Annotated in this window: 17 protein-coding genes and 1 other RNA gene; 16 read left to right on the top strand and 2 right to left on the bottom strand. The window is 35.2% G+C overall.

Annotated features, from left to right (window positions below):
- The first annotated feature begins 80 nt into the window (after positions 1 to 80).
- The 11 genes from rpoN (at position 81) to rnr (ending at position 14,143) form a co-directional block, all read left to right on the top strand.
- Complete coding sequence (gene rpoN / locus BLS22_RS08970; protein WP_090553407.1) at positions 81 to 1,460, top strand: RNA polymerase factor sigma-54; 1,380 nt, start codon at positions 81 to 83, stop codon at positions 1,458 to 1,460.
- Between the two features lie 170 nt (positions 1,461 to 1,630).
- Positions 1,631 to 2,653, top strand: coding sequence for a sugar-binding transcriptional regulator (locus BLS22_RS08975; protein ID WP_090553408.1), 1,023 nt, complete (start codon positions 1,631 to 1,633; stop codon positions 2,651 to 2,653).
- Between the two features lie 112 nt (positions 2,654 to 2,765).
- On the top strand, positions 2,766 to 3,776 hold the full coding sequence (gene gap / locus BLS22_RS08980; protein ID WP_090553409.1) for a type I glyceraldehyde-3-phosphate dehydrogenase: 1,011 nt from the start codon (positions 2,766 to 2,768) through the stop codon (positions 3,774 to 3,776).
- 145 nt (positions 3,777 to 3,921) lie between these two features.
- Positions 3,922 to 5,121: a phosphoglycerate kinase gene (locus BLS22_RS08985; RefSeq protein WP_090553410.1), complete on the top strand. Its 1,200-nt coding sequence runs from the start codon at positions 3,922 to 3,924 to the stop codon at positions 5,119 to 5,121.
- A gap of 15 nt (positions 5,122 to 5,136) precedes the next feature.
- Positions 5,137 to 5,883, top strand: coding sequence for a triose-phosphate isomerase (tpiA, locus tag BLS22_RS08990; protein WP_090553411.1), 747 nt, complete (start codon positions 5,137 to 5,139; stop codon positions 5,881 to 5,883).
- A 47-nt stretch (positions 5,884 to 5,930) separates the two neighbouring features.
- On the top strand, positions 5,931 to 7,466 hold the full coding sequence (gpmI, locus tag BLS22_RS08995) for a 2,3-bisphosphoglycerate-independent phosphoglycerate mutase (protein ID WP_176762115.1): 1,536 nt from the start codon (positions 5,931 to 5,933) through the stop codon (positions 7,464 to 7,466).
- Between the two features lie 146 nt (positions 7,467 to 7,612).
- Positions 7,613 to 8,905, top strand: coding sequence for a phosphopyruvate hydratase (gene eno, locus BLS22_RS09000; RefSeq protein WP_090553413.1), 1,293 nt, complete (start codon positions 7,613 to 7,615; stop codon positions 8,903 to 8,905).
- A 198-nt stretch (positions 8,906 to 9,103) separates the two neighbouring features.
- Positions 9,104 to 9,331 carry a preprotein translocase subunit SecG gene (secG, locus tag BLS22_RS09005; RefSeq protein WP_208974687.1) on the top strand — a complete coding sequence of 76 codons (228 nt, stop codon included), beginning with the start codon at positions 9,104 to 9,106 and terminating at the stop codon, positions 9,329 to 9,331.
- 44 nt (positions 9,332 to 9,375) lie between these two features.
- A complete protein-coding gene (locus BLS22_RS09010) occupies positions 9,376 to 11,388 on the top strand; it encodes a sodium-translocating pyrophosphatase (protein WP_090553414.1) in 2,013 nt (670 codons plus the stop codon).
- A gap of 139 nt (positions 11,389 to 11,527) precedes the next feature.
- Positions 11,528 to 11,842: a DUF1294 domain-containing protein gene (locus tag BLS22_RS09015; RefSeq protein ID WP_090553415.1), complete on the top strand. Its 315-nt coding sequence runs from the start codon at positions 11,528 to 11,530 to the stop codon at positions 11,840 to 11,842.
- A 183-nt stretch (positions 11,843 to 12,025) separates the two neighbouring features.
- On the top strand, positions 12,026 to 14,143 hold the full coding sequence (gene rnr / locus BLS22_RS09020; protein ID WP_090553416.1) for a ribonuclease R: 2,118 nt from the start codon (positions 12,026 to 12,028) through the stop codon (positions 14,141 to 14,143).
- A 27-nt stretch (positions 14,144 to 14,170) separates the two neighbouring features.
- Here the strand turns inward: rnr and BLS22_RS09025 are convergent, their stop codons facing one another.
- Positions 14,171 to 14,857 carry a TrkA C-terminal domain-containing protein gene (locus tag BLS22_RS09025; RefSeq protein WP_090553417.1) on the bottom strand — a complete coding sequence of 229 codons (687 nt, stop codon included), beginning with the start codon at positions 14,855 to 14,857 and terminating at the stop codon, positions 14,171 to 14,173.
- 191 nt (positions 14,858 to 15,048) lie between these two features.
- Between BLS22_RS09025 and smpB the strand changes: the two genes are divergently transcribed.
- From smpB to BLS22_RS09045, 4 genes are all read left to right on the top strand, one after another.
- The gene (gene smpB / locus BLS22_RS09030; protein ID WP_090553418.1) at positions 15,049 to 15,516 is read left to right on the top strand and encodes an SsrA-binding protein SmpB; all 468 of its coding nucleotides are present in this window, start codon (positions 15,049 to 15,051) and stop codon (positions 15,514 to 15,516) included.
- A gap of 15 nt (positions 15,517 to 15,531) precedes the next feature.
- Positions 15,532 to 15,883: a transfer-messenger RNA gene (gene ssrA, locus BLS22_RS09035) on the top strand.
- A 475-nt stretch (positions 15,884 to 16,358) separates the two neighbouring features.
- Positions 16,359 to 17,078: a CPBP family intramembrane glutamic endopeptidase gene (locus BLS22_RS09040; protein WP_090553419.1), complete on the top strand. Its 720-nt coding sequence runs from the start codon at positions 16,359 to 16,361 to the stop codon at positions 17,076 to 17,078.
- Positions 17,079 to 17,547: 469 nt separating this feature from the next.
- Entirely contained in the window at positions 17,548 to 19,743 is a 2,196-nt protein-coding gene (locus BLS22_RS09045; RefSeq protein ID WP_090553420.1) for a family 10 glycosylhydrolase, read from the top strand.
- A gap of 337 nt (positions 19,744 to 20,080) precedes the next feature.
- Here the strand turns inward: BLS22_RS09045 and BLS22_RS09050 are convergent, their stop codons facing one another.
- Positions 20,081 to 21,217: a PucR family transcriptional regulator gene (locus tag BLS22_RS09050; RefSeq protein WP_090553421.1), complete on the bottom strand. Its 1,137-nt coding sequence runs from the start codon at positions 21,215 to 21,217 to the stop codon at positions 20,081 to 20,083.
- 210 nt (positions 21,218 to 21,427) lie between these two features.
- Here BLS22_RS09050 and BLS22_RS09055 point away from each other — a divergent pair, with 210 nt between their 5' ends.
- Positions 21,428 to 22,516, top strand: coding sequence for a DUF917 domain-containing protein (locus tag BLS22_RS09055; RefSeq protein WP_090553422.1), 1,089 nt, complete (start codon positions 21,428 to 21,430; stop codon positions 22,514 to 22,516).
- The last annotated feature ends 14 nt before the right edge of the window (positions 22,517 to 22,530 follow it).

Raw genomic sequence — 22,530 nt, forward strand, 5'->3', positions numbered from 1 at the left:
AATAAAATTCATATACCTTTGATTTTTATATTATTAAATGTTATAATAAATATATAGACTGAAATGAAGGGGTGGTTACCATGAAAATGGGATATAATTTACATCTAGAACAATCGCAAAAACTAGTTATGACACCACAATTGAAACAAGCGATAAAAATTCTTCAGTTGGCTAGTATTGAGTTAGATCAATATATTGAACAACAAGTGGAAACCAATCCCATTTTAGAAATAAACCAAGATACTCCTGAATTACCAGGAAACGAAACGGAAGGACCAGTAGAAGAAAAAATCAATTGGAAGGAATATGTAGAAGACTTTGATAACTATGAGTATGCTAAAAAACCATACAATGAAGATGAACAATTTAACTATGAGAATATTGTTTCTAAAGAAACTACCCTCCAGGAGCACCTTTTATTTCAATATCATATAACCCTCCTAGATTATAAATACAATGAAATTGGAGAATACATTATTAATAATCTCAACGAAAACGGCTACTTAACCATATCTGTTGAGGAAATCGCTAAAGAACTTCAAGAAGAACCTAGTACTGTGGAAAATATTTTGAAAATCATACAAACCTTCGACCCTCCAGGTGTAGCGGCCCGAAATCTTAAGGAATGTTTATTGATACAATTAGAACAATTACACGGAATTAGTGACAACGTTTACAAACTTGTAGAAAACCATTTAGAGGAAGTAGCAGAAAATAAATACCCTCTTATTGCAAAAAAAATGGATATTACTACAAAGGAAGTTCAGGATATATGTGATTTTATAAGGACTTTAGAGCCAAAACCAGGGAGAAGATTTGCATCCATTAACAACAACTACTTAGTTCCAGATGCTGTAATAAAAAAAATAGGTAGGGAATATTTAGTTATACTAAATGATAGAAATGCTCCAAGGCTAACCATTAGAGATGATTATAGGAAATTATTAACCAATGAAAATGAAAATTCTGACACTGTAAAGTTTTTAAATGACAAATTAAATTCTGCTATTTGGCTTATTAGGAGTATTGAACAAAGAAGACAAACAATTTACAAGGTAGTAGAAATGATTGTAAAAAAGCAAAGAAACTTTTTTGAATATGGAAAAAAACACCTTAAGCCCATGACCCTTAAAGAAATTGCTGAAGAAATTCAAGTCCATGAATCTACTGTAAGTAGAGCTACAAATGGAAAATATGTTGATACCCCTATAGGTGTATTTGAATTAAAATACTTTTTCTCCAGTGGGGTAGAGGGCTCTGATGGAGAAGGAATTTCAGCTGAAAGCATAAAAAATTATATTAAAGAGATTGTAGAACTAGAAAATCCCCATAAACCATTAAGCGATGAAAAAATATGCAAGCAATTAACCCTTCGAGGTATTAATGTTTCAAGAAGAACGGTAGCCAAGTATCGAGATGATTTAAATATCTCATCCTCATCTAAACGAAAGAGATACTAATAAAAACCTAGGAAACGCCTAGGTTTTTTGAAATAAGAAAAATAAAAAAAATATTGATTAATAGTAAAAAATGCTATATAATTTATTTATAGATGGTTTTATTTTTTTGCCACAATAGGGACATAATATGATTTAGGGGGACAAAAAAAGTCCTAGAAAGAAGGAAAATTATGCATGATATTATAGACCTGCAAAAAAAGATTGCTCCAGAGGTTTTAACGATTATGGAAAAACGCTTTAACATTCTAAGAAATATCTATGGTATGCAACCTATAGGAAGAAGAAGCTTGGCAAACAAACTGGCCATAGGTGAACGAATTATTAGAAGTGAGGTGGAAATTCTAAAAAACCAGGGGTTAGTAGAAATAACGGCAGCAGGTATGGTGGTAACATCAGAAGGACAACAAATTATTGAAGGTCTACAGGAATACATATATAAGATTAGGGGTATAAAACACCTAGAGGATAAGCTTAAAAAGAAACTAGCTATAGATAATGTTATTATTGTACCAGGAAATATTGAAGAAGATGACTATGTGTTGGATGATATAGGGAAGGCCACTGCAGCCTGTATAGAAAGTTCAATCTATTATAATACGATTGTTGGTGTTACAGGAGGTACCACCATGGCAGCAGTTGCAAAGGGCATAACAAAACCTACTAAATACAGCAATGTAACTGTGGTTCCCGCCCGTGGAGGTATAGGTAGAGAAGTAGAAAACCAGTCTAATATCATTGCAGCAGACATGGCTAGGAGGTTAAAATGTCAATATCAGCTACTCCATGCCTCAGATATGTTAGGCGTACAGGCCATGGAAAGTATTTTAAAAGATCCTGAAATTCAAAAGGTGACCAGTATAATAAAGTCTGTTAATTTATTGGTTTTTGGCATAGGCAGGGCTGATAAAATGGCGAAAAGAAGAGAACTTTCACCTGCTATCATGGATAAGTTAGAAGACTTAAAGGCTGTAGCAGAGGCCTTCGGCTATTACTTCACTAGGGGTGGAGAAATTGTATATGAGATGCAGACTATAGGTATCAGTTTTAAGGATTTTGAAAAAATCTCTACTGTTATAGGTGTAGCTGGAGGGGCCAACAAAGCAGAAGCAATCATGGCTATATCCAACTTAAAAAAATCCATGACGTTGGTTACTGATGAAGCAGCTGCTATAGAAATATTATTGAAGTACTGAAATAAATAGAGAAGAAGTAATAATATTGATTTAAAAATCAAATAATTAAAGTTGATAGTAATGTTGATAGCAATATAATTTTATTTATAAATATATATTAGGAGGGAATAACATGAGTGTAAAAGTAGCAATTAATGGTTTTGGAAGAATTGGTAGAAATGTATTTAAGGCGGCCCTAGAGGAAAAAAGGGACTGGGAGATTGTAGCTATTAATGATTTAACAGACCCTAAAACCCTAGCTCATTTATTGAGATATGACAGTTTATATGGTAAATTTAATGGTACGATTGAAGTAAAGGAAGATGCAATTATTGTAAATGGTAAAGAAGTAAAAATCTTTGCAGAAAGAGATCCAGAACAGTTACCCTGGGGGGACTTGGGGGTAGATATTGTAATAGAGTCTACAGGTATTTTTAGAAGCAAAGATAAAGCTCAAAAACATATTACAGCTGGAGCCAAAAAGGTTGTTATTTCAGCACCAGCTAAAAAAGAAGATATTACCATTGTTATGGGTGTAAACGAAGAAAAATATGATCCAGCAAATCATCATATTGTTTCCAATGCATCTTGTACTACTAACTGTTTGGCACCATTTGCAAAAATATTAGATGAAAATTTTGGTATTAAAAAAGGATTAATGACAACAATCCATGCTTATACCAATGATCAACAGATCCTTGATTTACCCCATGAGGACTTAAGACGTGCAAGGGCGGCGGCTGAATCCATCATACCAACGACAACAGGAGCTGCTGAAGCGGTGGCCTTAGTATTACCACAATTAAAAGGCAAATTAAGTGGTATGGCTATGCGGGTGCCAACACCAACAGTTTCCGTAGTAGATTTAGTTGCTGAGCTTGACAAAAGCACTACTGCTGAAGAAGTAAATAGAGTATTAAAAGAAGCTGCAGCTGGAGAATTAAAAGGAATTCTAGATTTTTCTGAGGAACCATTGGTTTCTATTGATTATAGACAGGACCCTAATTCCTCTATTATTGATGGGTTATCTACAATTGTAATGGATGGAAATCTAGTGAAGGTTGTATCATGGTATGACAACGAGTGGGGATATTCTGTAAGGGTAGTAGATCTTGTTTCCTATATGGTGAGTAAAGGAATATAAAACAGCAGGTATTAAACAGGATAAAAATTTTGAAGACAAGCCTATACAGGATGTGACCAGTAGTTGTTACATCCTGTAAAACGATTTTATAGGTAATAGAAATACACTAAGCCTCAAATTAAACAAATAACAGGAGGGGTTATTTATGTCATTGCTAAACAAAAAAACGGTAGAGGATTTAGCTGTTGAAAACAAAAGGGTATTGGTAAGATGTGACTTTAATGTGCCTATGAATAGCCAGGGTGAAATTACTGATGATATAAGAATTAGAGCAGCATTACCTACTATCCAATATCTAGTGAAAAATAATGCAGCAGTAATTCTTATGTCCCATTTAGGAAGACCTAAAGGTGAGGCTGATCCTAAGTATTCTTTAGCTCCAGTAGCCAAAAGAATTAGTGAATTAATTAATCAAGAGATTATTTTTGCTGATGATGATATGGTGGTAGGAGAAAAGACGAAAGCATTGGCTAAGGGTTTAAAGGCTGGAGAAGTTATGCTATTGCAAAATGTTCGTTATAGGAAAGAAGAAGAAAAAAACAATCCAGAGTTTTCTAAAGAGTTAGCTGCCCTAGGAGATTTGTTTGTAAATGATGCTTTTGGCACTGCCCACCGAGCCCATAGCTCCACTGCTGGGGTTGCAGAGTTTTTACCCTCGGCTATGGGTTACTTAATAGAAAAAGAAGTGAATTTTATGGGTAAAGCTTTAGAAAACCCTGAAAGACCTTTCGTAGCCATTTTAGGAGGAGCTAAAGTATCTGATAAGATTGGTGTCATAGAAAACTTAATGGACAAGGTAGACGCTCTAATTATTGGGGGTGGAATGGCCTATACCTTTCAAAAGGCACAAGGCTATGAAATTGGCCAATCACTGTTAGAAGAGGATAAAATTCAACTAGCTTTAGACCTTATAAAAAAAGCCAAGGATAAAAATATAGAACTTCTTTTACCTATGGACACGGTGGTAGCTAAGGAGTTTAAAGCTGATGCTGAACATACAACTGTAAAAGCAGGTAATGTACCTTCAGATGCTATGGGGTTAGATATTGGGATAGAAACCATATCACTGTTTAGTGAAAAAATAAAACAAGCTAAAACAATAATATGGAATGGACCAATGGGTGTCTTTGAAATGCCAGCCTTTGCAGTAGGGACAAAGGAGGTTGCTAGAGCTATGGCTGAAAGCGATGCTACAACCATTATCGGGGGTGGAGATAGTGCAGCAGCTGTAGAGCAATTAGGCTTTGCTGATAAGATGACCCATATATCCACTGGTGGTGGGGCTTCCTTAGAATTTCTAGAAGGAAAGGTTCTGCCGGGAATTGATGTATTAGAGAACAAATAGAGAGGAGATCATTCCATGAGAATACCTATTATTGCAGGAAACTGGAAAATGCATAATACTGTTGAAGAAGCTCTTCAACTAGTCAATGAATTAAAGAAAGAAGTTGATAAGACGGATGTTAGGGTGGTCATTTGCTGTCCCTTTACAGTATTGGGGGAGGTAAAGAAGGCTATAGTAGACTCTAATATAAAATTAGGAGCACAAAATATCCACTGGGAGGATAGTGGAGCCTATACGGGAGAAATATCAGCAGCTATGCTAAAGGATCATGGAGTAGACTATGTTATTATTGGACATTCTGAACGAAGACAATATTTTAATGAAACCGATGAAACCGTTAATAGAAAAGTCATAAAAGCTCTAGAAAAGGATTTAATTCCAATCCTGTGTGTAGGAGAAACCCTAGAGGAAAGAGAAACTGATAAAACCTATGAAGTTGTAAAGGGTCAGATATTAAAGGCTCTTGAAAATGTAGATGAAGAAGAAGTGAAAAAAATAGTAGTAGCCTATGAACCAGTATGGGCCATCGGAACAGGCAAAACAGCCTCTCCAGAGGATGCTAATGCAGTTATTGCCTACATCCGCCAAGTAATCAAGGAAAAATACGGTGAAGAGATTTCAGAAATTGTTCCTATTCAATATGGCGGCAGTGTGAAGGCAGCTAATGCAACGGAGATTATGAACCAAGAAGACATCGATGGAGCTTTAGTAGGGGGAGCCAGCCTGAAGGCAGAAGAGTTTTTAGGAATTGTAAACTTTTAACCCCCTGAAGGAGTGGCATTGGCTCTGATGGTGAAAGGAAGATTATTATGAAAAAACCTGTAGCGCTTATCATTTTAGATGGCTTTGGCATTAGAGAAAAGGATTTAGGCAATGCAATTAAATCAGCTGATTTGCCTAATTACAATAAACTAATAAATACCTATCCCTATACCCAAGTGGAGGCCAGTGGTATGGCGGTAGGACTACCGGAAGGACAAATGGGGAATTCGGAGGTGGGACATCTAAATATTGGTGCTGGAAGAATTGTTTATCAAGAATTAACAAGGATTTCTAAGGCAATAAAAGATGCAGATTTTTATAAAAATCAAAAATTTTTAGATGTAATTTCCCATGTTAAAAACAACAACACAAAGCTACATTTGATGGGCTTAGTTTCTGATGGTGGTGTCCATAGTCATCTAGAACATTTATTTGCTTTGTTAGAAATGGCAAAGGAACATGAATTACAAGAGGTGTATATCCACTGCTTTCTAGACGGTAGAGATACTCCCCCACAAAGTGCGAAACAATATGTTGGTAGTTTAGTAGAAAAAATCCAACAGTTAGGTATAGGTAGAGTATCTACTATTTGTGGCAGATACTATGCTATGGATCGTGATCAGCGGTGGGAAAGAATAAAACTAGCCTATGATACATTAGTTATGGGAAAAGGTAGATTGGCACAGGATCCTCTAGGTGCAGTGGAAATGGCCTATGATTTAGGAGAAAATGATGAGTTTGTCTTGCCCACTGTTATTCCCAATGCTAAAGGAAATGTTGATACAGTTGATGCCAATGATGGTGTTATTTTCTTTAATTTCCGTCCAGATAGAGCAAGACAAATGACTAGGGCTTTAATAGATATTGATTTTGATGGATTTGAGAGGGAAAAAGGCTCTTTACCCCTTCACTATGTAACTATGACACTATATGATAAAACCATTACAAACCTCAATATAGCCTATGAACCTCAAAGCTTAAGCAATACATTAGGCCAGTATATAGGCAAAAAAGGATTAAGGCAATTTAGGATTGCTGAAACAGAAAAGTATGCCCACGTCACATATTTTTTCAATGGTGGAGTAGAAATAGCTAATCCAGGAGAGGATAGAAAGTTAATTCCTTCACCTCAAGTAGCTACCTATGATCTACAACCTGAAATGAGCGCAGAGGAAGTAACTGAAGCTCTTTTAGGGGAGTTAGATAAAGATAAATATGATTTTATTGTACTAAATTATGCTAATCCAGATATGGTAGGGCATACAGGAGTAATGGAGGCTGCAATAAAGGCATTGGAAAAAGTAGATAGCTGTTTAGGTAGGGTTATAGAAAAACTTTTACAAAAAGGCGGAAAGGCCATTGTTACATCTGATCATGGAAATTCTGAAGAACTCATTGATGAAATAACTGGAGGTCCTATTACCGCCCATACTACAAACCCTGTGCCATTGATAGTAGTAGGACAGAGGGGTGTAGAATTAAGAGACAATGGAAAGCTATGTGATATAGCACCAACCCTATTAGAATTAATGGGCTTAGAAAAACCAGATGAAATGACAGGAAGCAGCTTAATAATAAAGTAAAATTTAATGCCTAGTAAGTTTTGTCTGCTACTGAACTGTAATGTAAGTTACTTGATGTCATCCTTGTTTTGTCGTCATGGAAGTAATAGGATAAAAGGAGTATACTAAAGGACAAACTAAACTTAAAATTGGAAGGAGAGAAAAACATGACAATTATTAGTGATGTTTATGCAAGAGAGGTACTTGATTCAAGAGGTAATCCAACAATAGAGGTAGAAGTATATTTAGAAAGTGGTGTAATGGGTAGCGCCATCGTGCCCTCCGGTGCATCTACTGGAGCATTTGAAGCAGTAGAACTAAGGGATGGAGACAAGAGTAGATTTTTAGGAAAAGGTGTTTTAAAGGCAGTTGAAAATGTAAATGAAACCATTGCACCAGAGTTAGTAGGTTTAGATGCTATGGATCAAGTGGCTATTGATGAAATTATGCTTGAATTAGATGGAACAGAAAACAAAGGAAAATTAGGGGCTAATGCTATTTTAGCTGTTTCTATGGCAGTAGCTAAGGCTGCAGCAGAAGAGTTGGGTATGCCTTTATTCCAGTATTTAGGGGGAGTAAATGCAAAGCAGTTACCAGTTCCAATGATGAACATTTTAAACGGTGGAGCCCATGCTGATAACAATGTAGATATTCAAGAGTTTATGATTATGCCTGTAGGTGCTGAAACCTATAGTGAGGGTATGAGAATGTGTGTTGAAATTTATCACAACCTTAAAGCAGTTTTAAAGAAAAAAGGTCTAGCTACTGGAGTAGGTGATGAGGGTGGGTTTGCACCGAATCTATCATCTAATGAAGAAGCTTTACAAATAATTATTGAAGCCATTGAAGCTGCTGGATACAAACCAGGAGATGAAATTAAATTAGCTTTAGACGTAGCTGCAACAGAGATCTACGATGAAAAAGAGAAAATATATAAATTAGAGGGCGAAGGCGTAACAAAAACCTCTGAAGAAATGGTGGACTTTTATGAAGATCTAATCAATAAATATCCAATTATCTCTATTGAAGATGGGTTAAGTGAAGATGATTGGGATGGTTGGAAGCTCATGACGGAAAGATTGGGTGACAGAATTCAAATCGTTGGAGACGATTTATTTGTAACCAATACAGAAAGATTGAAAAAGGGTATCCAAACAAAAACAGCTAATGCTATTTTAATCAAATTAAATCAAATTGGTACCATTACAGAGACATTAGATGCAATCGAAATGGCTAAACGAGCTGGGTACACAGCTGTTATCTCCCATCGTTCTGGAGAGAGTGAGGATGCTACTATTGCAGACGTTGCTGTAGCTGTAAATGCAGGACAAATCAAAACTGGGGCTCCAGCCAGAACTGACCGTGTTGCTAAATACAACCAGCTTTTAAGAATTGAAGATATTTTAGGAGCCACTGCCCAATACTTAGGGGAAGAAGTATTCTATAATTTAAAAAAGTAAGTATAAAAATACAAAAAATGCCAATAATGGGAATAAGGATGATATATCATCCTTATTCCTTTTACTCTGTGAAAGTGACTGATACTGAACCAAAGATTCGGGTCATTTGCTTTTTTATGTAAAGAATTTGGTTGATTTTACATAGGTGCTGTGTTAAAATAACTATGTTAATTAGAAGTATAGGAGGTGGAAAAGATAATGAAAATAGTACTTATGGTTATTCAATTAATAGCTAGCATCATACTTATCGGTAGCATATTATTACAATCTGGCAAAAGCGCTGGACTGTCGGGATCAATTACAGGTGGAGCAGAACAATTATGGGGAAAGCAAGGTAGAGGATATGAAGGCATGCTAAGTAAGGTTACAGCTGTTGCTGCTGGATTATTTATTATTGTTGCTATTTTATTAGTCGCACTACAGTAATTATACATTAATTATAAAACTGAATAAAAGGAGGAGCACAGAAAATGGGTTTATTTGTTTTAGCACCAATTGTAGGACTAGTTGCACTAATTTTTGCTTATGTACTTGCTAACAAGATTAATAATGTTGATGTTGGTAATGAAAGAATGAAGGAGATATCTTCATATATTCAGGAAGGATCAATGGCTTTTTTAACTAGAGAATATAAAACTTTAGCTATTTTTGTTATAGCTCTAACAGTTGTATTGGCTATAGCAATTAATGTTTTAACAGCTATCAGCTTTGTTATAGGGGCTTTATTCTCTGGCTTAGCTGGTTTTTTTGGAATGCAAGTAGCTACAAAAGCCAATGTAAGAACAGCTAATGCAGCTAAAGAAGGGGGTATGAATAAAGCCCTTAGTGTTGCGTTTTCAGGTGGTGCCGTAATGGGTATGTCAGTTGTTGGATTAGGTCTCTTAGGGGTAGGAGGACTATTCATTGTAATGTCTGGCATTAGACCAGCGGTAGAAGCTGCAGAAATTATAACAGGATTTGCTTTAGGAGCATCTTCAATTGCATTATTTGGCCGTGTTGGTGGCGGTATTTATACAAAGGCAGCTGACGTAGGAGCCGACTTAGTTGGAAAGGTAGAGGCTGGGATTCCAGAGGATGACCCAAGAAACCCTGCTGTTATTGCCGACAACGTAGGAGATAATGTAGGTGACGTTGCTGGTATGGGAGCGGACTTATTTGAATCCTATGTAGGTTCTATTATAGCTGCTATTGCTTTAGGATTAGGGGTTTATGGAGTACCAGGAGCATTATTTCCATTACTATTGGCAGCGGTAGGTATCCTTGCTTCTATTGTAGGAACCTTCTTTGTAAAGGGAGACGAGGGTACAGACCCAGCAAAAGCTTTACACATGGGTACCTATGTAAGTGGTATAGTTACAGTGGTAGTAGCATTTATTTTAAGTAGATACTTATTAGGTAATATATCTGGATTTTTAGCAATTATAACAGGTCTAATCGTAGGTTTATTAATAGCTAACATTACAGAAAGATATACTTCTAGTGAGTTTGCTCATGTAAAGAAAATTGCAGAGCAATCTGAAACTGGCCCGGCTACAACCATTATTAGTGGACTAGCTGTAGGAATGGCATCAACTGCATGGCCTATATTAATTATTGCACTAGGAATTCTAATTGCATTCGGTGTTGCAGGTCTATATGGAATAGCTTTAGCTGCTGTAGGAATGCTGGCTACAGCAGGAATGACAATTGCCGTAGATGCTTATGGTCCAATTGCTGACAATGCAGGTGGTATTGCAGAAATGTGTGAGCTACCAAAAGAAGTTAGAAAAATCACCGATAAACTAGATGCTGTTGGTAATACAACAGCTGCTATAGGAAAAGGCTTTGCTATCGGTTCTGCCGCCTTAACAGCCCTAGCATTATTTGCTACCTATACAGCAGCAGTAGGGTTATCTGTTATTGATATTACCAGTCCAAATGTTATCGCTGGTATGTTGATTGGTGGTATGCTACCGTTTTTATTCTCAGCTTTAACAATGGAAGCTGTAGGTAAGGCTGCCTTTGAGATGATTGAAGAGGTTAGAAGACAATTTAGAGATATACCAGGGATTATGGAAGGAACGGCAAAACCTGAATATGCTAAATGCGTTGATATTAGCACAGCTGCTGCATTAAGAGAAATGGTAATCCCAGGAATACTGGCAGTTGCGGCACCTATATTAACTGGCTTATTATTAGGACCAGAGGCAGTAGGAGGGTTATTAGCTGGAGCACTAGTTGCTGGTGTTTTAATGGCCATCATGATGGCTAATGCTGGTGGTGCTTGGGATAATGCTAAGAAATATATTGAAGAAGGACACCATGGCGGTAAGGGAAGCGAACCCCATAAAGCTGCAGTTGTTGGTGATACTGTAGGGGACCCCTTCAAGGATACATCTGGACCATCCATCAATATCCTAATTAAGTTAATGACAATTGTATCTGTTGTATTCGCTCCATTGTTTGTTCAAATGGGTGGATTACTGCTTAGATTCTTTGAATAGACTACACAAAAACTCTTAATCCTAGGATTAAGAGTTTTTTTACCTTGTATAAGGGACTGCCATCAAATCAAAGATTGAAGTCATTAGCTTATGAATTTTTAGGGCGTTTTATCCAAAAGTAAAAAAAGGGGGATATGTCATGGGCTTTGCAAGAGAAATTTATGGTGAATACCCCACTATCGTAAACTTTTATAGCCTTTACATACTTGGAATCAACATAGTAGCTATATTACTGATGGGGATAGATAAAAAAAGAGCTAAAAAGAATCAATGGCGAATTAAAGAAATTACCCTATTAAGCATAGGGTTGTTAGGGGGAGCAGTAGGTGTTTTAATAGGAATGGTATTTTTTCATCATAAACAAAACAAAAAGAAATTTTATGCAGGGGTACCATTATTATATATAATGAACAAAATTATTAACATCATTATCTATGATTATTGGCTTAGATAATAAATAATTTTATATTTATGGAAAAAATAGATAATAATAAATATATGCACATGAAGTATCTTGTATAGAATAGACTTTCAATTAAATTTCCAGCTAAATATGGAGAGTCTTATAAACAGGAATAAATAATTATAAAAAAGATACTTAAATAATTTACTAACTTTGTCGTTAGGAGGGGTAATTTTGACAATAAAAGAGAGAATAGTTGAGTTTATGAGGACAGCAGCCTACAATCCTATGCTGGAGGAGGAGTTGATGGAGGCTCTAGAAGTAGACCAAAAAGAAAAAACTGTATTTTTTAAGCTGCTGGATGACATGGTGGCAGAAGGTCTTATTATAAAAACAAGAAAAAAAAGATATGGTGTTCCAGAGAGGATGGGTCTCATTGTAGGTTATTTACAAGGACATGCTAAAGGCTTTGGCTTTATCATCTCTGATACCATTGATGTAGAGGATGTATTCATACCCTCTAACCTTATGAATGGTGGGATGCACCGGGATCGAGTAATAGCTAGAATTAATCAGGTGAACACCAGCACTAAAAGGGCTGAAGGGGAAATCATAAGAATATTAGAAAGAGCAAATAAAGAGATCGTAGGTACCTATGAAGATAGTAGAAATTTTGGATTTGTTGTTCCCGATGATAACAAAATCAATGTAGATGTATTTATTCCAAAGGCCGATAGAAATGGAGCAAACCATGGAGACAAAGTAGTATGCGAAATTGTAGAATGGCCTGATCAAAGAAGAAATCCAGAGGGAAAAATTACAGAAGTGCTAGGCCATCGCAACGATACAGGAACAGATATTTTGGCTATTATGCGGAAATTTAAGCTGACCCCTGAGTTCCCCTATGAAGTAGAAAAAGAGATAGAAGGCATTTCAGAAACTGTAGAGGAAGAAGACGTAGCTAAAAGAAGGGATTTAAGAGATGTTATAATGATTACCATCGATGGTGCCGATGCAAAGGATTTAGATGATGCTGTATCTCTAGAGGAACTACCAAACGGCAACTATAAACTTGGGGTTCATATTGCAGACGTTGCCCATTATGTTAGGGAAGGAACAGAATTAGATAATGAGGCATTAAAAAGAGCCACCAGTGTATATCTTGTGGATCGGGTAATTCCTATGCTACCTAAAAAACTATCCAATGGAATATGCAGCTTAAACCCCCAAGTAGATAGATTGGCTATGTCGGTATTTATGGAGATAGATAAAAGGGGTAAGGTTGTTAGTCATGAAATTATGGAAAGTGTTATTAATATCAACGAAAGAATGATTTATGAAGATGTATCGGATATTCTAGAACACCAAGATCAGGACCTTATACATAAATATAAGCCATTAATCCAGCATTTCAAGAATATGGAAGAACTTAGTAAAATTTTAAGGAATAGAAGAGAAACCCGAGGTGCTATTGACTTTGACTTCGATGAGGCAAAGGTGGTCTTAGATAATAAAGGAAGACCTATTGATGTAAAGAAATACGAAAGAAGAATTGCCAATCGAATTATAGAAGAATTCATGTTAGTTTGTAATGAAACAGTAGCTGAAAACTTTTACTGGATGAATGCACCCTTTGTTTATCGAGTCCATGAAGAGCCTAATGTAGAAAAACTAGAGGAATTCAATAAATTTATTCATAACTTTGGTTATCATTTAAAGGGAATGACCAATGAGGTCCATCCTAAAATGCTACAGGAGCTATTGAAAAAAATACAGGGGCAGAAGGAAGAAACTGTAATTAGCACCTTAATGCTTCGTTCATTGAAAAAGGCGAGGTATACTTCTGATAACTTAGGTCATTTTGGTTTAGCAGCCAAGTACTACTGTCACTTTACTTCACCTATAAGGAGGTATCCAGACCTAGCTATTCATCGCATCATCAAAGAGTATTTACAAGGAAAGCTAGATGATGCCCGTCAGCAAAAACTAAAGGGAGCTGTTGGCTATATTGCAGAACAATCCTCTCTGAGAGAAGGAGTAGCTGATGAAGCCGAAAGGGAAACTGAAGATTTAAAGAAGGCGGAATATATGGCACAGCGAATTGGAGAAGTATTTGAAGGTATCATTTCAAGTGTAACCTCCTTTGGAATGTTTGTAGAGCTAGACAACACCATAGAAGGCATGATTCGCCTAAGCTCCTTAGTGGATGACTATTATATCTATGACAGTGAAAAGCATATTTTAATTGGTGAGCGAAGAAAACGGATATTTAGAATAGGAGAGATTGTGAATATTCAAGTAGCAAAGGTGGATATAAAGCAAAGAGAGATAGATTTTAATTTAGTAGAATAATTTTAGGCCACTGAGAAGTGGCCTATATTAATTGATAGTATCTAACTTTTGATTTAGTATAAATTGATGTATTTTATCGATTTGACCATAAACTAAAACTTTGTCACCCACTGCAAAGATAAAATCATTTTTAGGAAAATGTATAATATGAGAGCCTCTATCAATATTCAAGACCTGTATATAATTCTCTTTTAGCTTTGATTTAGCAAGGGTGACTCCCAGCAACACATGACCTTCATCAATGAGGAAATCCACTACACCATATTCATCGTTTAACCTTAATACCTCTTCTACGCTTTTATGCTTAGAGTAAGCCTTCATGCGATGACGTAGGAGCTTTTCTAAGAAGGTCTCAAACTTATTTAAAAGATATCTCCTGCGAAGAAGGAACCTTAAAAGCAATAAAGCTAGAGAAATATAAAGAATAAGATATAAAAAAGTTTGTTGAGCCTGAAAGGCATTGACAATAATACTAATAAGAATAGCAACACCCACATAACTAATCAACATAAGGCTCATAGCGATTTTTCTTCTGGTGGGGTGTTGGGTAATCATTTCTGATTCCCTGGTTGTAAAACCCGTATGGGTGATAATAGATATCACTTGAAATCGAGCTTTTTCTATATCAAGGCCGGTTACTTTTAAAGCAATCGATAGAAATTCTACAATAAAAGCTAGTATAATGAGAATAATAAAACCATAAGTAATAGACATGAGGACTACCTCCAAAAGTTTCTTTACTTAGTATATATCCTTAGCATCTATAATATAACTTTTAAAACACCTTATCAACATAAATTAACTATTTTTACACAAAAAACCTATTGTATTTGGAATAATATTATGATACAATTTTAGTTCAGCACTGCTGTATTTTATTTTAGTCTATAAGAAGGTGAAGGTAAATGGGCAAGGAAGGGCGAAAAGTTTTGGCTACAAATAAAAAAGCAAGGCATGATTATTTTATTGAGGAATCCTATGAAGCAGGAATAGAGCTGAAGGGTACTGAGGTAAAATCCATTCGATTAGGTAAAATGAATATTAAGGATGGTTATGCCAGGGTTGAAAACAGTGAAGTCTTCCTGTATAATGTTCATATCAGCCCATATGAAAAGGGAAACATCTTTAACGTGGACCCCCTTAGGATAAGAAAGCTTTTACTTCATAAGAGTGAAATAAGGAAATTGATAGGATATATACAACAAAAAGGATTAACTTTAGTACCTCTAAGTGCATATTTAAGTAATGGAAGAGTAAAAATAGAATTAGGTGTTGCTAGAGGGAAAGCACAATACGACAAACGTCAGACCATTGCTAAAAAAGACGCCGATAGAAGAATTCAAAAAGAGTTAAGAGATAGACAAAGGCAATAAACCATATTAATATATGGGGGCGTACAGGTTTCGACGGGGGTTTGGAGTCTTTAGTAGCGAGCCGTGTTTTGCTTGGTAGCACGTCAAAAACTGGGCAATAAATATAAACGCAAACGATAATTACGCTTTAGCGGCTTAATATAGCTGCTCGTTTCTACTAGGTGTCCCGCAGCCTAGATAGAAACGTCATATTAGCGGGGAACGTCTTAAGGGATGCCTTGACCTTAAGTTGTACAATTAGGGCTGGTCGAGTCTGTAGTATGTTGCTGGACGACAGAGGAGACGAGATTTAAAACAGTAACTACGCTCGTAGAAGCTGAAGGTAAAGGGCCTTCGGACAGGGGTTCGATTCCCCTCGCCTCCACCAATAATTTAAGCAATTGAATCATAATAGAATAAAAATGGTGAAGAGCAAAACATGCTGCATAGGTGGTAGTGCCAAACACAGCATGTTTTTTTTATTTTTGTCTATATAATCTACGAACCGCCACAAAGTGTTTAATAGAATCGATTAGGTAACTGAAATACTACTTTATATATATTTATGTAAAGATCCTTTTTAAATAATGACTTTATAAAGTTCTTTTGGTGATTTAATTATAATATGAATTGTAGCTGAATTTTACATATACAGACCTCAGAAGACTTCCATAGTTCCTAACCCTTTAGTAAAAGACCAAAGGAGGTTAGAATTGGCAACCTTGTGCCCGTTATTATTTCAATCCTATTATAGTTTTTTTATAATCATCAAGCATCTTTTTATAGATAAATATAGAAAAATCCATCTTACCATGATAAAATATCCATTGAAGCAGCAAAAAAACATTGAATAAGGAGTATCTATGATCAAAGTGTTTAAGTGTATTATAGGAGTTTTATTTTTAACTGTTTTACTATTAGGTGTTCCTAAGCTATCCGGTATAATTGCTAGTACTTTTGATTATCAATATATTGACCCTGATGGAGCATATGCTTGGATATCTGTGCATCATATTGTTCAGGCATTCATCTTTATAATGATTATGACCTTTCTAAATAAATTTAAATCGCTGGAGTATGGGTTTGGATGGGGAGATAAAGAGGTAGGTAAAAAATATGTTATTTTATTTTCACTCTTTTTCAGTATATATACAGCAGGAGCATTTCTAACAGTGATTTTAACCAAATCATTTCAGCAGTTTTCATATCCTTTAACGGCTGTTAACATCATTGGACAAATGGGTTTCCAGCTTTTATTGTCAGGTTCATCAGAAGAGCTTATTTTTAGAGGATTTGCAATAACAATGTTGGCACTTATAATTAAGGATAGAGTTTTTAATGGAAAGGTAAGTATTGCAAATATCATTGGTGCAGTAATTTTTGGGTTAGCACATGTTAATTTTTCATTTACACCATTTGAAATCAGATATAATCTATTTCAAATTATGTATGCAATTATACTAGGGTTGTTTTATGGAGATTGTTACGAGAAAACTAATAGTATGCTTTATCCAATGATGATGCATAGTATAAGCAATGTTGTGATGGTAGGTGTTACCATCATCCTATCATTGATTATATGAAAATCACAAATGAATACATAAGAGTTTAAACTGCTTAAACTCTGAAGATTATATAAATTAAAGGAGTGCTTTCCTGCGACTCATAGTGTAATCTATCCATTTATAAGATAAAACGGTATATATTTATGTCCTCTATATATCAAATAGTAGTTTTTTATTTGAAGGGGGGGTGATAATTAATGGATTGTTATCTTTTATTTATTTAAGATAGAAAGAATTAGATTTAGATTATTAATAGGTTTTTTGGAACAAAATGTAATATTTAGTGTATATGCTAAAATGTTAGATATTTGGCAATGTATAATATGTATAAATCCGTATAAAGATTTGATATAATTGTATTTGGCTAATCTTAAGCACTAACAAAACAAATAAATAATAAGAGATTAAACTTTGTTAGGAATATGTAGACAGAAGGGTTTCTCAAGATGAACAACTTGGTCAAGCCTGTATCTAAAGGGGGAAAAAAATGTTAGGTAAAAATCACTTTAATAAACTCATTGTTTTTTGCATTGCGACGCTACTAATAGTAGCTACCTTGTCCACTCATAGTTTTGCAACACCAAAACCTTGGGATCCATATAAACAATTTATACCCAATGAAGCACCCGTAGTAAAAAGACACCTAAGAGGTGCTTGGATTTCAACCGTAATAAATCTAGACTGGCCATCTATAGATACTAGAAATATAGAAAATGATAAAGAACGAATACGAAGAACTAAGGATGAGCTTATTGCAATTTTAGATAAATCAGTTGAGATGAATATGAATGTTGTTTTTTTTCAGGTGAGTCCCGAGGGGGATGCTCTTTATAGATCTAATATTGTACCTTGGTCCCGCTATCTTACAGGAACCTTTGGCAAAGATCCAGGTTTTGACCCATTAGCATTTGCCATAGAAGAAGCTCATAAACGGAACCTTGAACTTCATGCGTGGTTTAATCCCTACAGGATATCCATGAATACCAATAATTCTACAATACAATCCCTTAATGTAAGCAAAAGTGTTTATAAGGAGCATCCTGAATGGATAAGGACTGCCATGTCCAGGTTTGTTGTAGATCCTGGCATTCCTGAAGCGAGAGAATGGGTAATAAAAAGGGTAATGGAGGTAGTAAATAACTACGATATAGATGGAATACATTTTGATGATTACTTTTACTACGAAAGTCGCGAAGGAGAATTAGAAGATCAAGATACTTTTATGCAATATAATCCACATAAAATTTCTAATAAAGGAGATTGGAGAAGAAACAATACCTATTTACTTGTTAAAGAGCTTTCTAACAAAATAAGATCAACAAAGCCCTGGGTGAAATTTGGTATAAGTCCAACTGCTGTCTGGGGAAATAAAAAGGATGGACATCCTAGTGGCTCAAATACTAATGCTGGAATACCCAACTATGATAAAAGTTTTGCTGATACAAAGAAATGGGTAGAAGAGGAGATTATAGACTATATTGCTCCTCAGGTTTATTTTACGTTTGCTAATCCTCATGTTCCCTACGGTGAAGCTGTCAGCTGGTGGTCAGAAATTACAAGAGACAAGAACGTACACCTGTATATAGGTCAGGCTCTGTATAAGGTGAATAGTGATTCTGACCAATATTTCCTAAAGGAAAATGCAGTGGAAGAATTTGTTCGACAGCACAAATTTAATGTTGTGAAACCAGAAATTATGGGGAGTATTATGTTTAGGTTTGGAAATCTCACTGATTCTAATAAACAGCAGGTTGTAAATGTTATGAGGGAAGATCTGTGGGCAACAAAAGCTCTAGTTCCCGTTATGGATTGGAAGGGAGGGAAGTCTCCTAGTACTCCTGTTCAGGGGAAAATAGAGGCTCTTTCTAATCAGACTAAGCTGTCTTGGGTTGATAAGGATAGAAATACAGCTTATTATGCAATATACCGAATTAATAAGGGTAGCAGTATAGATATTAATTCTAATAGAAGTGCCATGCAGCTTATAGGAACTGTAAGGAAAACCGATAAGGATGCTCAAGAATTTATCGACAAGGAAAGCTATAACCTTGATAAAGTAGTTTATGCTGTTACTGCCCTTGACAGACTTCACAATGAAAGTAGTGAGCTAATAATTGGCACAAATCAATCTAGCTACTTTTATGATGTTAATAATCAACACTCCTGGGCCATAAACGCTATTGACAACCTTCATGCAAGAGGTGTTATAAGTGGAGTAGCAGCTGGAAGATTTGCTCCAGGAAACAATATAACCCGTGCTGATTTTCTGATCATGGCAATGAATTCCTATGGCATAGAACTTGACTCTCATATCACTGACAATTTTTCTGATGCAGGTAATAAGTATTATACTAAATATCTTGGAACCGCTAAAAGACTTGGACTTGTATCAGGTGTCGGTAATAACCTTTATTCACCTGAAACTCCAATAACACGTCAAGATATGCTTGTAATCCTCTATCATGTGTTGAATAAGTTGGGAGAACTTCCTACCATGAGCAATGCAGGCAAACCTTTTGAAGAATTCAATGATATAGGTGAAATTTCTAGTTATGCAACAGATGTGATGAGGTTTTTTGTTAAGACAGGTGTTGTTCAGGGAAATGGCAATAAGCTCATGCCTAGAAAGACTGCCACAAGAGCAGAAACAGCACAGGTGCTTTACAATATATATATAAAATAACTTGAATTTTGGAATATTCCATATTTTAGAATTGCACAATTCAAGGTAATAATTTTAAAAAATTTTTTAGATGTAAGGGTAGTAAAAATATTATTATTTTGATACATTCAATTCCACTAGTATATCTACTTAATTTTACTGTCTAATTAACTATAACCTATCCACAATAGGTATGGTGATGAATTTAAAGTTAGTTTGGCCCTTACCAATATAAATATTAATATAGTACCTAGTATACATTGTCCTCAAGTGTAAGAAAATCCCCGGAGAGAGTTCTCCTGGGGATTTTCTATTGATTAAAAATTAAAATAAAACTACATGATAAATAGTTTTGATATTATAATAATCGTTGTGCCTTTAATGCAATAGAAACATATTCTATAAAGGCATAAGGATTATCTTCCAATCCAAGGATACTCTTGGCTTTTCCAATTCGAAAACGTATCGTATTTTCATGGGTGTCGAGAAAATACGCTGTTTTTTTGTAATCTCCGTTATTTTCCAAATAAATTCGAATAGTTTCTAGGAGATTCGTGGAATATCTACTTTCGTATTCCTTCAGAGGTCCAAGTATTTTTTTGCAAAATTCATTTAAAATTTCATGATTGCGTAAAGGAAGTAGCAGACTATATATTGATAAATCATTATAATAGGTTACCCTATTTTCTGTTAATTGAGCAATTTTATGGGCGGAATAAGCTTCGTTTAAGCTACGAACGAAATCACTGGATTCTTCACATTTATTGCTAACACCAATATAAAATGTTTTTCCATAGTAGGATAAAAGGTGGGTTAGAGAATTTATTGTACGGGGAAAATCTAAATGTGTAATGAGATTAAGAATTAAAAATCCCCCTTTATGATATCTAAGAAAATGCAACTTAAATTGTGAAGATAAATCATTTTTCAAAAACTTAAAACGTAAAGACGAAAGCTCCGGATATGAAATATAAATACATAGATATTTTAAGGGCAAATCTGGAGCTAGGTATTGGATGATATTATTACGTTCTTCATTATTTAATTTGTCATACAAAAGCTGGTTTATCTTATTTTCAGAGTTTGCATCCAACTGCTCTGTTAGAATTAGTTCAGAAATATCTTTGATAAGTTGCCCATATGGCACATCAGCATCAATCATAATAATAGGATAGTTATTTTTATTTGCTAAGTGTAGCACTTTTTCTGGAATTTCATTAACATATGATTTTAAACCAATACAGCAGGAGCTTTCTGTTTGTATATAAAATTGAATTATGTCAAAAACAAGGTCTTCATTATTTTGGGCTGTATAAAAACTATGTATATATAAGTCTCCTTTTGAAACTAAGGTGTACCCAGGGTCGTACGGATCTAGAGGACAATCTGTAAAATTAACTCGTAAAATTTCTCTATTGAGTCCTTTCTCCCCAGCTACTAGCTTTGCATTTTTTAAAACATCAAGTTGCAAGATATCTTTTACCGTAATATTCATGCTAACTCCTTTCAAGGTGTAAATTTCAAGCAAATATATATTTATTATAAGGTAATAAACTAACAATGTAAAGAGATGTCATTGTAGAATTATACAATATAAAAATTTTTTTATTGTGTAAACCTACAATGAATTGATATGGGCATCGGTTTATAATAAAAATATATATATAATAAAAATATATAAATTAGCTGCGAAGGGGAGATAAGCATGAGAAAACTTGATTTGCAAGAATTAAAAGACATTATGATGGGATGCGCAATCTTAGGAACTGGCGGGGGTGGTTCGCTGGCAGAAGGGTTATCGGCTGTTGAAAGGGCATGGAATGCTGGTAAAGAGTTTAAAATGCTTGATTTTGATGAAATTGAAGATGAATTATACTATGCAAACCCATATTATTGTGGATGCATGGTACCAGAAGAAGAAGAAGTAGAGGAAGAGATTTTTGATGGAACAGATATTGCATTGTCTTTAGAAGCATTAGAGAAATACATGGAAACTAATTTCCATGGAGTTGTATCAATTGAATATGGTGCAGGAAATACAGGAGAGGTTATGGCAATTGCTGCAAAGACTGGTAAATATATCGTAGATGCAGATGCTGCGGGAAGAGCTGTTCCAGAACTTCAGTTCTCAACTTATTATGTGACTGGACAACCTATTACTCCGTTGGCAATTGGAACAATCTATGGAGATGTAGCAATTATTCCGACTGTAAAAGATGATTCAAGAGCGGAGGCGCTTGCAAGGTTTATGGCAGTTGCAACAAAAGGAGCAGTAGGTATGACGGATCATCCAATTCAAGGGAAAAATCTAAAAAAATCAGTTATTCCAGGAGCCCTTTCATATGCACAGAAAGTAGGACAGGCAAGAAGGCAGGCAGAAGAGGCGGGAAAAAATCCAATTGATGCAATTTTAGAAGCTGCAAATGGTAAATTATTATTTACAGGACGTGCTACGGCAGAAACTAATTGGGAAAATAAAGATGGTTTTACATTTGGTAATATATATTTAGAAGGAATAAAAGAAAATGAAAACCAAAATGCAAGGGTTTGGTATAAGAATGAAAACATGATGATGTGGGTGGATGATGAGTTGCGTTTAACTTGTCCAGATTTGATCTGTGTAGTAGATCGTGTTACTGGAACACCGATTACAAATCCAAATTGTAAAGAAGGAATGGAACTTTGTGTACTAGGATTCCACTGCCATGATTTATGGAAAACTGAAAAAGCTCTAGAAATTTTAAATCCAAGATTTTTTGGGTTTGATCATGATTGCGTCTTCTTAGAAGACTAGCAGGGGGGCAAAAG

It is taken from the genome of Natronincola ferrireducens (assembly GCF_900100845.1).
Classification (GTDB): Bacteria; Bacillota; Clostridia; order Peptostreptococcales; family Natronincolaceae; genus Natronincola_B; species Natronincola_B ferrireducens.